Source organism: Sphingobacterium sp. MYb388 (genome assembly GCF_037479535.1).
GTDB lineage: Bacteria > Bacteroidota > Bacteroidia > Sphingobacteriales > Sphingobacteriaceae > Sphingobacterium > Sphingobacterium anhuiense.
Genome location: NZ_JBBGYV010000003.1, coordinates 512807 through 526836, shown reverse-complemented (window position 1 = coordinate 526836; position 14030 = coordinate 512807). Strand labels below are relative to the sequence as shown.

General features: G+C 38.6%; 13 protein-coding genes and 1 tRNA gene. 4 read left to right on the top strand and 10 right to left on the bottom strand.

Translation table 11 applies throughout. The annotated features are described in order from the left end of the window. Positions 1 to 400: 400 nt before the first annotated feature. Together WH188_RS12655 and WH188_RS12650 are read right to left on the bottom strand one after the other, a co-directional pair. Complete coding sequence (locus WH188_RS12655; RefSeq protein WP_021191984.1) at positions 401 to 1204, bottom strand: MBL fold metallo-hydrolase; 804 nt, start codon at positions 1202 to 1204, stop codon at positions 401 to 403. A 94-nt stretch (positions 1205 to 1298) separates the two neighbouring features. After that, the gene (locus WH188_RS12650; RefSeq protein WP_021191985.1) at positions 1299 to 2726 is read right to left on the bottom strand and encodes an L-serine ammonia-lyase; all 1428 of its coding nucleotides are present in this window, start codon (positions 2724 to 2726) and stop codon (positions 1299 to 1301) included. A gap of 152 nt (positions 2727 to 2878) precedes the next feature. On the opposite strand from WH188_RS12650, the gene WH188_RS12645 reads away from it, so the two are divergent. Further along, positions 2879 to 4465 carry a glycoside hydrolase family 10 protein gene (locus tag WH188_RS12645; RefSeq protein ID WP_168127633.1) on the top strand — a complete coding sequence of 529 codons (1587 nt, stop codon included), beginning with the start codon at positions 2879 to 2881 and terminating at the stop codon, positions 4463 to 4465. A 69-nt stretch (positions 4466 to 4534) separates the two neighbouring features. On the opposite strand, the gene WH188_RS12640 is transcribed toward WH188_RS12645, so the two are convergent. From WH188_RS12640 to WH188_RS12620, 5 genes are all read right to left on the bottom strand, one after another. Continuing rightward, a complete protein-coding gene (locus WH188_RS12640; protein ID WP_132769430.1) occupies positions 4535 to 4978 on the bottom strand; it encodes a hypothetical protein in 444 nt (147 codons plus the stop codon). 72 nt (positions 4979 to 5050) lie between these two features. Beyond that, the gene (locus WH188_RS12635; protein WP_168127634.1) at positions 5051 to 6181 is read right to left on the bottom strand and encodes a TlpA disulfide reductase family protein; all 1131 of its coding nucleotides are present in this window, start codon (positions 6179 to 6181) and stop codon (positions 5051 to 5053) included. A gap of 44 nt (positions 6182 to 6225) precedes the next feature. Further along, positions 6226 to 6990 (bottom strand): TPM domain-containing protein, encoded by a 765-nt coding sequence (locus tag WH188_RS12630; RefSeq protein ID WP_132770060.1) that lies wholly within the window; start codon positions 6988 to 6990, stop codon positions 6226 to 6228. 69 nt (positions 6991 to 7059) lie between these two features. After that, on the bottom strand, positions 7060 to 7491 hold the full coding sequence (locus tag WH188_RS12625; RefSeq protein WP_021188861.1) for a TPM domain-containing protein: 432 nt from the start codon (positions 7489 to 7491) through the stop codon (positions 7060 to 7062). Positions 7492 to 7580: 89 nt separating this feature from the next. Beyond that, on the bottom strand, positions 7581 to 8159 hold the full coding sequence (locus WH188_RS12620) for a LemA family protein (protein ID WP_021188860.1): 579 nt from the start codon (positions 8157 to 8159) through the stop codon (positions 7581 to 7583). A 176-nt stretch (positions 8160 to 8335) separates the two neighbouring features. Between WH188_RS12620 and WH188_RS12615 the strand changes: the two genes are divergently transcribed. Together WH188_RS12615 and WH188_RS12610 are read left to right on the top strand one after the other, a co-directional pair. Beyond that, positions 8336 to 9874 (top strand): NAD(P)/FAD-dependent oxidoreductase, encoded by a 1539-nt coding sequence (locus WH188_RS12615; RefSeq protein ID WP_021188859.1) that lies wholly within the window; start codon positions 8336 to 8338, stop codon positions 9872 to 9874. Between the two features lie 64 nt (positions 9875 to 9938). Next, positions 9939 to 10011: transfer RNA gene (locus WH188_RS12610), tRNA-Gly, on the top strand. Between the two features lie 40 nt (positions 10012 to 10051). On the opposite strand, the gene WH188_RS12605 is transcribed toward WH188_RS12610, so the two are convergent. After that, positions 10052 to 11287: an MFS transporter gene (locus WH188_RS12605; protein WP_339424096.1), complete on the bottom strand. Its 1236-nt coding sequence runs from the start codon at positions 11285 to 11287 to the stop codon at positions 10052 to 10054. Positions 11288 to 11469: 182 nt separating this feature from the next. Between WH188_RS12605 and WH188_RS12600 the strand changes: the two genes are divergently transcribed. Then, complete coding sequence (locus WH188_RS12600; protein WP_021188858.1) at positions 11470 to 11904, top strand: PH domain-containing protein; 435 nt, start codon at positions 11470 to 11472, stop codon at positions 11902 to 11904. Here WH188_RS12600 and WH188_RS12595 read toward each other — a convergent pair whose 3' ends face one another. Together WH188_RS12595 and WH188_RS12590 are read right to left on the bottom strand one after the other, a co-directional pair. Next, positions 11905 to 12630 (bottom strand): LytR/AlgR family response regulator transcription factor, encoded by a 726-nt coding sequence (locus WH188_RS12595; RefSeq protein ID WP_132769438.1) that lies wholly within the window; start codon positions 12628 to 12630, stop codon positions 11905 to 11907. A gap of 70 nt (positions 12631 to 12700) precedes the next feature. Next, positions 12701 to 14020 (bottom strand): RagB/SusD family nutrient uptake outer membrane protein, encoded by a 1320-nt coding sequence (locus WH188_RS12590; RefSeq protein ID WP_132769440.1) that lies wholly within the window; start codon positions 14018 to 14020, stop codon positions 12701 to 12703. Between the last annotated feature and the right edge of the window lie 10 nt (positions 14021 to 14030).

Below are 14030 nucleotides of genomic sequence, written 5' to 3'. Positions count from 1 at the left end.
TTAACTTGATTGCATCGCAAACGATTGTTCTATTTTCACGCAAACGTATGCGTAATTTGTACTATTTTTTTTCCTGAAATCGGGAAATTTTTACATTTTTTAACATATTAATTACATTGAATTTTTCCCATTTCAAGGAGTATATGGGCATTTGTTGTTTCGTAATAATTTAAACGGTTTTTTTATGAAACAATATATTAATACACTATGCAACTAAATTTTAGTGTTTAAAAATTCCATTTTTCACAAATACTAAACATGAAAACTTTATGAAATTATTTTACCAAATAAATGTTCTTGAATTTTAGCTCGTTAAGGATTTTAACATAAAAAACAAAACCGTTAAAGTTTATAACTTTAACGGTTTAGATCGTTACATTATGTAATGATAAGATTTTCCCTATCCGCACTGACTAATGACCTGATTGCTTTCTATATTATGGAGGTCTAAAACATCAAAAATTTCTGTTTCTTCATAGCGTGTGGCAACGGAAAGTAGAATGTCTTCACAATGTGTTCTAAACGTTTCGTGAACCAGTTCTACGGTGTTATTTTCGCCTGAAAGGTGCGTTAGAATTAAGTGTTTGAGACGGGCTGTTCGGTATTTGTTGAATAATTCTAACGCAACTGCATTGGAAAGATGCCCCCACCCGCTGCTGATTCTATTTTTTAGAAAATAGGAATATCGCCCGTTTCTAAGCATCTCTTCATCGAAATTGGATTCTAGCAATAGTACATCTGCATGTTTGATGACATGCTGCACATTTGAACACGGACGACCTATATCGGTCAACACGCCAATATTATGCGTTCCATCGGAAATCAAAAAACTGCAAGGTTCTTTTGCATCGTGATACTTAGGTATACCATAAATCTTCATTTCTCCGATCTCGGTAACGGCATCTGGGGTAATGATGTGCACCAAGTGGCCAGGAAGATGCAATCTTGTTCCATCGTAACTGCCCTGAGTGATATACACCGGTATATTATATTTTTTGACAAAAACAGATAAACCCCGAATATGATCCGTATGTTCATGGGTAATAAAAACGGCTTTGATCTGAGTTGGAATTATACCTAGATTATGCATACGGAGATGAATGTGCTTATTATTAATACCCGCATCTACTAGAATAGCTGTATCGCCTTTCGCGATATAATAACAATTTCCATTACTGCCTGAGGCAATAGCACAATACTTCATATGTATTTCATTTATTCTTTATTGACATTTATATTGCATGATCAGACCTCATTCATGCAACATAAATATTTTTATGACAACGGGTTCTTTAACATTAACATTCCGGTAAACTTAACGGAATCTGTACAGCCAAACCGCCATCTGCCGTTTCTTTATATTTAACGTTCATATCTAACGCGGTCTGCCACATGGTCTTGACAACTGTATCGAGACTGACTTTGGCTTTATCAGGGTTGGATTGCAGGGCCAACTGCGCAGCTGTGATAGCCTTTATAGCTCCCATCGTATTTCGCTCAATACATGGTATCTGTACTAAACCTCCAATAGGATCACATGTTAGGCCCAAATGATGTTCCATGGCGATTTCTGCGGCCATGAGAACCTGTCTTTGCGATCCGCCGAGACATTCGGTCAATGCTCCAGCTGCCATTGCTGATGATACTCCAATCTCAGCCTGACATCCGCCCATAGCGGCAGAAATAGTTGCTCCTTTTTTAAATATGGAACCGATTTCGGAAGCGGTTAGAATAAACTGAATAATTTTATCTTCTGAATCTCCATTATGGAAGGTAATAAAATATTGCAATACGGCAGGAATAACACCAGACGCTCCATTTGTTGGCGCGGTAACGACTCTTCCAAATGAAGCATTTTCTTCATTTACTGCTAAAGCAAAACAACTTACCCAATCCAGGATATATTGAAAATTCTCTCCTCCTGCTTTTATTGCTGCGATCCAGCTTTCATAATCGTGATAGCTTCGGTTTTTAAGCAATCGCTGATTCAGTTTTGCAGCTCTTCTTTCTACATTAAGTCCTCCTGGTAGTGTTCCCGCTGTATGGCACCCACGATATATACATTCGTATATGGTTTTATAGATATTTAATACGCCGGCGCGCGTCTCTTCTTCTTCACGCCAAGCATGTTCATTTTCTAAAACGAGCTCTGAGATTTTCAAACCTGTCTTGCGGCACCAATGCAATAAATCCTGTGCGGTATCTACCGGAAAAGGTAGATCGACCTCTGTTGAAGAACTGCTCTCATCATTTTCCTGAACAACAAATCCACCACCAATTGAATAATAGGTTTCACTAAGAGCCTTTCCATTATTCAAAAATGCCTGAAAAGTAACTGCATTGGGATGAAAGGGTAAGCTTTCACTATATAAAAAAAGCAAGTCTTCTTTGTATGTAAACGGAATGGTATGTGTACCAGCCAGACGCAACTGATTTACAGATTTGATATGTTCTACTTTTGGTGTTACTTGATTGACATCAAAAGTTACAGGATCATCTCCGCTTAAACCCAACATCACAGCAATATCAGTTCCGTGCCCAGTACCTGTTTTGGCTAAAGATCCATATAATAATATCTTAACAGATTCGACGTTATTAAGTACATCCTTATCCTGCAGTACCTTTGTGAACTGCTGCGCCGCACGCCAGGGACCTAAGGTATGTGAACTGGAGGGGCCAATACCTATTTTAAACATATCAAAAACGGAAATTTGCTCTTTGCTCATGCTATACTAATAAAGCGCTATAAAAATAATGTTTTTAGGACAGTCCAAAAACATTGCAATTTACAGAATATAAAACAACCACAAAGTTCTTACAAAGATTTAATACTTTATCAATAAAGCTTAATTATCTTTGTTAACTTATCATTAAACAAATGAGAATTAAACACGTTCTGCACTTACTTGGAGTATTTTTTTTAATAGCATCAACAGCACAACTTTTATTCGCTCAACCTAGCCCCAAAAGAGAAGTTCGCGGTGTTTGGATTGCCACTATAGGTAATATTGACTGGCCAACAGTCGCCACTGGCACTAATGTTGAAAAACAGAAACAAGAGCTGATACAAATACTTGACCAGCACAAAAAGTCGAGTATGAATACTATTCTTTTTCAGATTCGACCCGCTGCAGACGCTTTCTATGGTCGTGGTAGAGAAGGCTGGAGCCGTTATTTAACGGGGAAACAAGGAAAGCCTCCTGAACCTTTTTATGACCCTTTGGATTTCATTATCGCTGAATGCCATAAAAGAGGGATGGAACTGCATGCCTGGATCAACCCTTACCGTGCTTCAACAACTCTAAACCCGAACCATTTTTCAGAAGATCATATCACGAAAAAGAAACCCGAATGGTTTTTTACCTACGCTGGAAAAAAATTATTTAATCCGGGAATACCGGAGGTGCGTCAATATATCATCGATGTCATCATGGATGTCGTGAGCAATTATGATATTGATGGTGTTCATTTTGATGATTATTTTTATCCCTACCCCGACAGCCGCAACACAGCTATTCCTGACCGCTTAACGTTTGGCCAATACAGCAACAACTTTTCAAATATAGAGGATTGGCGCAGAAATAATGTCGATGTGCTTATTCACGATCTGGGCGTTGCGATCAAAGCTAAAAAACCTTATGTAAAATACGGTGTTAGTCCTTTTGGTATCTGGGATAATAAGGATGCAAACCGTGACGGTTCTAATACACATGGTTTAAGTGGTTACCGGACTTTATTTGCGGATGGCGTGAAATGGATCAAAGAGGGTTGGATAGACTACATCAATCCCCAGATTTATTTTCCTTTCCAAAACCGTGCTGCCGCTTATGAAATTCTGGTTGAATGGTGGCAACATCATACTTATGGCCGACACTTTTATATCGGTCATGGTGCTTATCGCGTGAATGAGCAAAAACCTGGATGGACTGACCGAAGCCAAATTCCGCGTCAGATCCGTTTTTTACGAGAACAACAGAATGTACAGGGAAGTATCTTCTTTAGTTCAAAATCTTTAACGGACAATCTTGCCGGTCTTCAGGATTCTTTGCAACGTAATCTGTATAAAACATCGGCTTTGCCTCCGACGATGCCGTGGATCGACAGTATCCCGCCCAATGCACCTTTTGGATTACAGTTGAGGTCTTCAGAAAATACAAAATTAAATCACCTAGTCTGGCAAAAACCCGATCGTGCGTCTGATGGTCAATCTGCTTATGGCTATATTGTTTACCGATTTAAAGAGGGGGATCAACCTGATTTGAATAATAGTAAGAATATCATCCATATTTCTTATAATGAGGATGACCTTCAATTTGATGATAGTGACCTGGAAATACATCAACAGTACTATTATATGGTGACGGCACTGGACCGAATGAAAAATGAGAGTGAACCATCTAACATAAGAAGTACCCAAAAAACTCATCTATATAGTACAAATCAAGAAGTAACGCGGCAACAATAAAAAGTTATACAGTACTGGTTTCAAAATATGACAAAAAGAAAGCCGATTAGTATATAATCGGCTTTTTTATTATTTTAATAAAGCATTACGGTATTCATCTGTTATAGCCGGCAATTGGATTTCTTGTCCTTCATTTTTTAAGGAGTCTGCAAATGCATTGGTATTGGCTATTGCTTTCAAATAAGCTGCAACCACAGCATCCGAAACCGCAATTTCTTTTCCTTCTTTGATATTTGCGATATATTGATTGTCGACCAATTTAACTTGTCCAAAAAAACGATAAGCAGCGGCTTTTAATAGTCCTAAATCTTCTTTCGACAATTCTTCAATTCGAGCTCCAGGAGGCAATTTAACCTCTATAAAGGCTTTGCCTTTCGCCAAAGTATCAATGGGATTGTCTAATGGGATTGCCGCTAATGAGGCAAGGTTCAGAACGGGCACTCCCGCTTCTTGTTTGTTTTGGCAACTGACCATTAACACGGTCGCTACGATAAGGGTTAAAAAAGTACGCATGTACAATAGTAAACATAAAAAGGGCTTTTCAACGAATTGAAAAGCCCTTTTTAAGATATCCTTACACTGCTATTACTTTAGTAATTCTGCTAATTTAGCTTCTAAAGCTTCACCTCGTAAATTAGAGGCAACAATCTTTCCTGTCGGATCGATTAAAAAGTTCTGTGGAATACCACGTACTTCATATAAACCTACTGGAGCAGATTTCCATCCTTGCAAATCTGACACTTGTGGCCACTGTCCTAATTGATCGTCTGCAATCGCTTTCAACCAGGCGTCTTTTTTACCTGGATTATCTAAAGAGACTCCAAATACAGTAAAGTTCTTGTCTTTAAATTTATTAAATGCTGCTACAACATTAGGGTTCTCTTGGCGACATGGTCCGCACCAGCTTGCCCAGAAGTCTAATAATACATATTTACCTCTTAAAGAAGAAAGAGAAACCTGATTACCTGCAGTATCAGGTAATGTAAAGTCCGGCGCTACTGCTCCGATAGCTACTGCTTTTAACTTTTCAATTCTTGTTGCTAATTCTTTACCTTTTTTACTGTTTTTTAGCTCTGCTGATAACGCTTGATAACTTGGAATAATCAATGAATTGACATTTTCAGCATCTAATTTATCTCCTAATAAATCCAATGTAATGAAACTTGATTTATTATTTTTAATAAACTGCTCGTCCACCAATTCTTGTTTCTCATTGATTTCTCCGGCTTCTTTTTGCAGACCTGCAATAAAAGTCTGGTCATTACGCTGTTCTTCAGCAGCTTCTGAATAACGCTTATTTAATGCCTGAAATCCCTCTGAGAAAGGCTTAACAGCAGTTTGGTATTTTGCAAAATCATTATTGATCGCATTACCCGAAATAACTGCATTTTTCATCTCACCAGTAGATTCTACTTTGATCACTCCAGTTGACAGGTATACTTGCGTCAAATCAGGATTTTGTATTTCTTTGATGCTAGTTCCGTCTGCTGAAAGAATTAAGTACGCTTTAACAGGTCCAGCAACTGTACCGCTAAATTTAAACTGTCCACCTGTTACTGTTGTTGAATCTATTTTGCGCGCATTGTTTTCAGCATATTGCATAAACACTTTTGCTTTATCTGTCGCTCCTTGTATTTTACCTGTTACGGTAAAATTCTCTTGTGCAAAAATTAAAGTCGGGATAAGTCCTAATCCCAATAATATTCCTTTTTTCATCTGTATATAATTTGATATTTATTACTTCATTTACACGGTTTGGATTACCATCTGCCGCTGGCACCGCCACCACCGAAGCCACCGCCACCAAAACCGCCGAAACCACCACTATCTCCACCGCCACCAAAGCCGCCACCTCCGGAACCGCCTCGTCCAAGTGTATTTAAGAGTGTCCACCAAAACAAATCGGAAGTTCCTGTACCATTCATGACTTTACCACCACCATTTCCACCGTTTCCTCCTTTTCTAGAAATCACTGCGATGACAATGATCACAATCACAATCACGATCAACATCTTTGAAGTGCCTCCTTTTCCTTGGGGTTGCTTAGGATCTGCTTTATACTCTCCTTTGGTATAGGAAATCAGAGCATCAGTTGCCTTATTAACTCCTGAAAAATAATCCTGCGCCCGGAAAGCTGGCTTTATTTCGTTTTCAATAATTCGATGTGCGATCGCATCAGGAACAGCGCCTTCTATACCGTACCCTGTCTGAATAGTAACAGCACGATCGCCAATTGCGGCAAGCAACAGAATACCTGTGTTGTACTTTTTATTTCCTACGCCCCACTTTTGAGCTAGTCTTACGGCATAATCACTGATATCATAAGATCCTGTTGAATTCATCAAGACTACCGCAATCTGTATGGAGGTAGAGTCTTCAAAAGCCAGTAGTTTTTGCTCTAACTGCTGTACCTGAGTGGGCGATAATGTGTTTGTATAATCGTTGACCAATCTGTTGGATGTCGCCGGAAAATCGTCCTGTGCAAATACACCTGCAATACTAAATAGTACTGCGACTGCCGTCATGACAACAAAACGTATGGCTGACAATCTAATTTTGGTCAATGACCTATTTTCTTTTCGTTTATCCATTTTTTATTTATCGCCAAAAACAATATCATTCGGTAATTCATTAATATCATCGTCTTCTCGTGGATAAAATTTCGCCAGTTGTTCGCCTGCATGCTCAATGCCTTGGATCAAACCATTCACATATTGTGCATTCCGAAATTCCTGAACCATAATTTCTTTCGTTTTCTCCCAGAAATCGTCCCCTACTTTCTTATGAATTCCCGCATCTCCTATAACGGAAAATTTATGGTCTTCGTGTGCTAAGTAGATTAAAACTCCATTTCTTAAAGCGGTCTTATGCATATCCAACTTTTCAAAATAGTGGGTTGCACGATCGAAAACTTCTCCAGGACAGTGTTTCTCAACAACCACACGGATCTCACCGGAAGTTTTATTTTCCGCAATACTGATCGCATGTACTACTTTTTCCTGCTCTTCTGATGAAAATGTTCCCATTACTAAAGTCTTTTTTAAATAAAAAAAGATGAATGCGTGCACAAATTTCGGCCATCATTCATCTTTTCTAGTAAACTAATACGCTGTATTTAGAAAGATACTGCTGGCGCTTTATCCGCACCTTCTTGTGCTGTGAAAGTTCCTTTTGCTTTAAAGCCAAACATGCCAGCCATCAAATTGTTAGGAAAACTTCTCACAGTTGTATTGAACTGCTGTACCGCTTCATTGTAAGCTCTACGTTCGGTTGAAATTCTATTTTCAGTACCTTCTAATTGCGCTTGCAATTCTAAAAAGTTTTGATTTGCTTTCAAATCTGGGTAAGCTTCTACTGTAGCCATCAACTTACTTAAAGAACCTGAAAACTGGTCCTGTACTTTTTGATATTGTGCAATTGTTTCTTCATTCAAATTGGTAGGATCTACCGTGATAGAAGTCGCCTTGGCACGTGCTTCAACAACAGCTGTTAATGTACTTTCTTCGTGCTTTGCTGCTCCTTTTACGGTATTTACCAAATTCGGAACTAAATCTGCACGTCTCTGATATGCATTTTCAACTTGAGCCCATTTTCCTTTTACATTTTCATCTTGCGATACCATTGTATTGTATCCGCATGAACTGAAAGATAATGCGACCATTAAACCAAAGAATGCGACTAATAATCTTTTCATTTTTTGTTGAATTAATATATTTCAAATTAAATTTTGATAGAAAGCTTACTACAAAGCTCATACCACTCCTACGAATATAAGAATAATTTTAGGCGTTAAGTATTTATAACTAAAAAAATACAGCAGTTATCCTTAACTTTGGGCTGTTTTTGGGATAAAAACCCAGCAAGAAATTTATGCAGAAAGAAATTGAACTGGCTATCGCTCCGGAAAGAATTGAGGACGATAATTATATTCTAATTCAAGGTTCTAAAGCCTTGAAAATAAATGGTGAGCGTATTAAAGGATTTAAAATTCGCAAGCGTTCTATTGATGCCCGTAGCCGACATGTCGTTTTTAGAGCTCGTATTATATTTTTTATCGACGAAGAACCTATTAATGAAGTTTTTGAAACCCACTTTAAATTGGCCCATAACGCACAACCAGTGTTAATTATCGGTGCTGGCCCTGCAGGTTTATTTGCAGCGCTACAATGTTTGGAAAAAGGGCTTAAACCTATTATTGTTGAACGTGGTAAAGCTGTGCAGGATCGCCGCCGTGACCTTGCGAAGTTAAACCGCGAAGGTATTGTTGATGAAGACTCCAATTATTGTTTTGGTGAAGGTGGTGCCGGTACATATTCTGATGGAAAGCTATATACCCGCTCGGATAAACGTGGTGATGTTGAGAAAGTACTTAAACTTTTTGTTGCCCATGGTGCGAATGAAGATATTTTGGTCAATGCGCGCCCTCATATCGGAACGAACAAGTTACCTCATATTATTCAGGACATCCGAGAAACGATTATCGCGCATGGTGGCGAGGTTATTTTTGAACAACGTGTAGTTGATATCAATACGGAAAATAATCAGGTTACAGGTGTCACACTTGCAAGTGGAAAACAATTGAAATCAAATCATGTCATTGTAGCTACAGGACACTCGGCACGTGATATTTTCGAACTCTTCCGTGCTAAAAACTGGTTACTTGAGGCTAAAGCTTTTGCTCTAGGTGTTCGAATTGAGCATCCGCAGGAGATTATTGATCAAGCACAGTATCATTGTGAAGTCCGAAGCGAGCATCTTCCACCGGCTTATTATAGTCTTGTGGAACAGGTAAATGGCCGTGGTGTGTTTTCGTTCTGTATGTGCCCAGGTGGGGTCATTGCTCCTTGTTCTACTGCAGACAATGAAATCGTTGTGAATGGCTGGTCGCCATCGAAACGCAATAATCCGCACGCCAATTCTGGTACTGTTATCCAGATCAACCTGGAGGATGTTCCGGGATCGGACAGCAATCCATTTGCGTTGTTGGATTTTCAACGTGAAATCGAAAAACGTGCTTTTGAAGCTGGTGGTGGAAAAATGGTGGCTCCTGCGCAACGGATGATTGATTTTGTTGAGGGGCGGATATCCAAAGATCTTCCGGAAAACTCTTATAAACCGGGTACGGTTTCTGCAGATTTAACTCAGGTGTTACCAAAATTTGTGTACGAAGCATTACGCGGTGCATTGCCTATCTTCGGTAAAAAGATGAAAGGTTACTATACCAATGAAGCTATCCTTGTTGCTGTAGAATCCCGCACTTCTTCACCCGTCCGTATTCCCCGTGATAAGTTATCTTTACAACATCCTGAAATTAAGGGTCTTTACCCTTGTGCTGAAGGGGCTGGTTATGCTGGGGGTATTATTTCCGCTGCTATTGATGGTATGAACTGTGCCAATGCGATCAATTAAATTGATAAAATATTAAATTGGTCTTGCAAAAATTCAAATAAAGCCGTATTTTTGTAAGACCAACGCGAAAGTAGCTCAGTTGGTAGAGCACAACCTTGCCAAGGTTGGGGTCGCGAGTTCGAATCTCGTCTTTCGCTCAAAATAAAAAAGCTTCCAAAATTTGGAAGCTTTTTTATTTTATACTGCTTCGTTATGGGGCACTTTTTTTCCCAGTCGCATGACAGCTGGTGTAAAAAAGGACAATACGCCTACAATCATCATCAATAATCCTGCGATCACAAAAGCGTTGGCTACTCCAATTACATCTGCTATCATACCCGTAAAAAGTAATCCGATGACACTTGGCAGAATAGCAAGACTAAAATAGAGCGAAAATACGCGACCTAACATTTGGGGTGCGACTTCTTCTTGTATGGTCGTCATAAAAGAGGCTGAGAACAGCGACATGGATACACCGCCTATTCCAGTCACGATTACAAAAGGAATGAACCAAGTGGATGGGAACCATCCTGAAAAAGCAAATGTCAATCCCAGTACAATATGCATGGTATTGATCATAATTACTTTCGAAAAATTCACTTTAAATGCTCCCAATAATCCTCCTCCTACTAACATGCCTACTCCCCATATAATTTCAATCACACTCATCTCCCATTTTCCGCCATTAAAATGATCGATTGTCAAAAGTGGAAACATAATAGCGATCGGCATAACACAAAAAGTAGCGATCATCGCGTATAAAAACAATAGGCTCAAGCCACGATTATGGTAGATGGCCTGCATACCTTGTTTCAGATCACCCCATGCCTGTCCAAAGGATAATTTAGATTCAACCTTTAAATGAGGAATGGTGACAAAGAACAACGATACTATTGCAACTGCCGCACCGATAACATCGAGATAAAGCACTTGAGCGATTGAAAAATAAGTAATCGCCAGCGTTCCTAATGCAGGCCCGGCAATACTACTGACGGACTGAAGCATCTGATTTATTCCAGATACACGTAGCAATTTATCTTCCGGAACCATCAGTGGTGCTATTGCCTGCATCGCTGGTGCATGAAAAGCTGCCCCTATGGAACGACAAGTTAGCAACAGATAGATCAGCGATAGCCCTACTGCAGCCTCCTGCAAAATAAAAGTCATCATTAGGGTGCATAAAGCAATAAATGCATCGGCAAAAATCATTACCTTTTTCCGGTCCCAGCGATCAATTAAAACACCTACGAAGGGTCCAATAAGTGCCTGTGGCAATAAGCCTGCAATACCTGCCAAAGCCAATACCTCGGCCGACTTATGCGTTAAACTCAACCAGACAATCACAGCAAAATTGACAGCAGAGCTCGTCAACAGTGACACAAATTGTCCAATCCAAATATACATATAGGTTTGAAACCAATTTTTCTTTTCCATAAAATAATAAAGTATTATACAACCTTAAATGATGCGAAATATCATTTATTAAAAAAACTATTTACTTGACTGAGCTAAAATCGTCAAGGAATAAAATAAAACGTTGTATATAAAGCGACTTTCATAACGATGCAAATTTACAAAAATTTGTTAACTTTAAGATTAGCAACATCCTATAAATTATGAAAGTTTTCAGAAGCAGACAAGACCCTTTGATGGATGCCATGATCATTGGCCTTATATTATCCATGATAGTCATGATGATCGTTACACTTCGTACTGAACAAGCTACTTTTATAGAATTTGTGACTATAATAGGTCTTCCGACATTGTTGATAGCCACATTATTATTACCAAGACCGAGGTATACAATAGACAGTCCGTATTTTTCTTATCGAACGTGTATCTTTAGAGGAAAGATTGCCATTGACAAAATTCACAAAATAGAGATTGGAAAGACTTTATGGGTGGGTTTTAAACCAGCAGCTGCCCGCAAAGGTTTGATCATACACTATAACAAGTACGAAGAAATATACATTAGCCCAGACGGAAATGATAATTTTGTAAATGAATTACTGCAATACAATCCTGCTATTAAAATCATACGATCAGCTTAATCAGCGGTCCAACCACATCTGAAAATCGGATGATTTATCTTCACTCACGATAACTTCGATACCAGCTGGCAACGCTGGTTGTAATTGGAGCCGTATGCGATTACGAGCTACTTTCAACATATCTATAATGGAATCTATATGGATAATGAATTTGCGATTGACCTGAAAAAAGAATGTTGGATCCAGGCGAGACACAAGACCTGTTATGGTATCGTCGACAATAAATTGATCTCCATCTTTTGTGTAGCCGTACAATATTTTATCTTCAGCCATAAAATAGGCAATTTCTGTTGTCGGTATCGATTTTAACCGCATACCATACCGTACTAGAAAACGAGTTTTGTATTGAATCTCCCTGGTATCCTGGACGATAAACGGCGCGACTTTATTAAGTGCCTGTTGTAACTCGTCGTCGTCATACGGCTTCAACAAATAGGCATAGCCTTGATTCTGAAAAGCTTTTAAGGCGTAATCTTCAAACGCTGTAGTAAAAATAACAGGTGCCTGAACTTTGACCTGGTCAAATATTTCGAAACTCAATCCATCACCGAGTTGCACATCCATAAAAATGAGATCGACTTCATTTTTAAGCAACCAATCGGTAGCTTCACGCACTGTTGTTATAATCGTAGATTGAAATTTCGTAGCAATCAATTGGTCTAATTTCTCCAATAGACTTTCAGAGGCCCAATTTTCATCTTCTACGATTAATATCTTTTTAAACATGTGCTGAATTTAAAAAAAAATCCCCATTCTTTCGAGAATGGGGATCGGAATTTATGAAATTGCTCTAATTTTATAAATCTGGATTATTTGATATCGCTTCTTTAGGATAACGAATGACATAACGTGGATCATTTTGAATTAAAGTATAGTCTTTAGACTGATAGCTATGTACAATTTCAGGTCGTGTTGTACGTTTTAAATCGTACCAACGCAATCCTTCCAAAGCAAGTTCTCGAGCACGCTCATCTAGTATAAACATAATCAGTTCAGCATTAGATAGGGTTGCCAATTTTACTTGAGCTGTTGTAAAAGCACTTGCGGTCAATCTATTTTTTAATAGCGTAGTCAAAGCTGCAATAGCTTGTTCTTTTTGTCCCAATCTCGCTGCTGTTTCCGCTTTAATTAAATATAACTCTGCATTTCTAAACGTGACATTAAAGCGGTTATCTCCCCCTTTTTTAGATACATAGTCACTTCCTAATTTTTGAAAATAACGATTAACACGTAAATCTCCCGCTTTATACTTAGCCATAAAAGATGGACTAATATAAGTTGAGCGAGAAACATTCGTTTTTCCTACCTCTTCCCATGCCTGAATCATCTCTTTGGATTCAAAATCATTTGGTAATTTTGAACCGACTTCGTTTAAATTTTCTAGATTCGCATTAATCGCTAATCCTTTATCGGCAGCTTTGGTTGCAAGTTCCCATTCGCCACGATATAATCTTAAACGTGCTTCAAAGGCTTCGTAAGCACGACGGCTGAATCTGTATTTTACGTTGGTCGCCTGATCTTGAACTTGTAATAAAGCAGATGCGTCTTCCATATCCTGCAGAATCTGGGCATATACTTTTTCTACTGTTGCTGGCGCAAACAATTGCTCCAAGTCTACTTTTATCGAAATCGGTACGCCACGATCTGTTGCAGCTGTTGCAGCATTATAATTATCAGCGTAGGTATTTAATAATTCAAAGTGCGCATAAGCACGTAACAAATAGGCTTCTGCACGGATTTGCTTTACAGCATCTGTATCTCCTGCTTTGTCTTTAGCTTCTGCAATGATGTGATTGGCATAGAAAATACTTTTAAAGAGCGTTTCCCAAGCCATGGATTGAGTATTGCGATCAGGATTTTGATCATTCCATAGATAAAGATCTTTCAATGTTGCCAGATCGGTAGAAAATTCATCCAATAACAACTCGTCTGTACGTAAGTTTAAGTATGATTTGTGTTCTGGATAAACTTTATAGCCACTAAACATCAAAGCTCTAAAATCAGCTTCTGTAGTAGGAACAACAGTTCCTACTGGTTGTATATCTAAGTATTTATTGCAAGAAGTGCTTAAAAGCCCACCAACTAACAATCCTATATATAATAAATTCTTTTTCATGGATATCTTA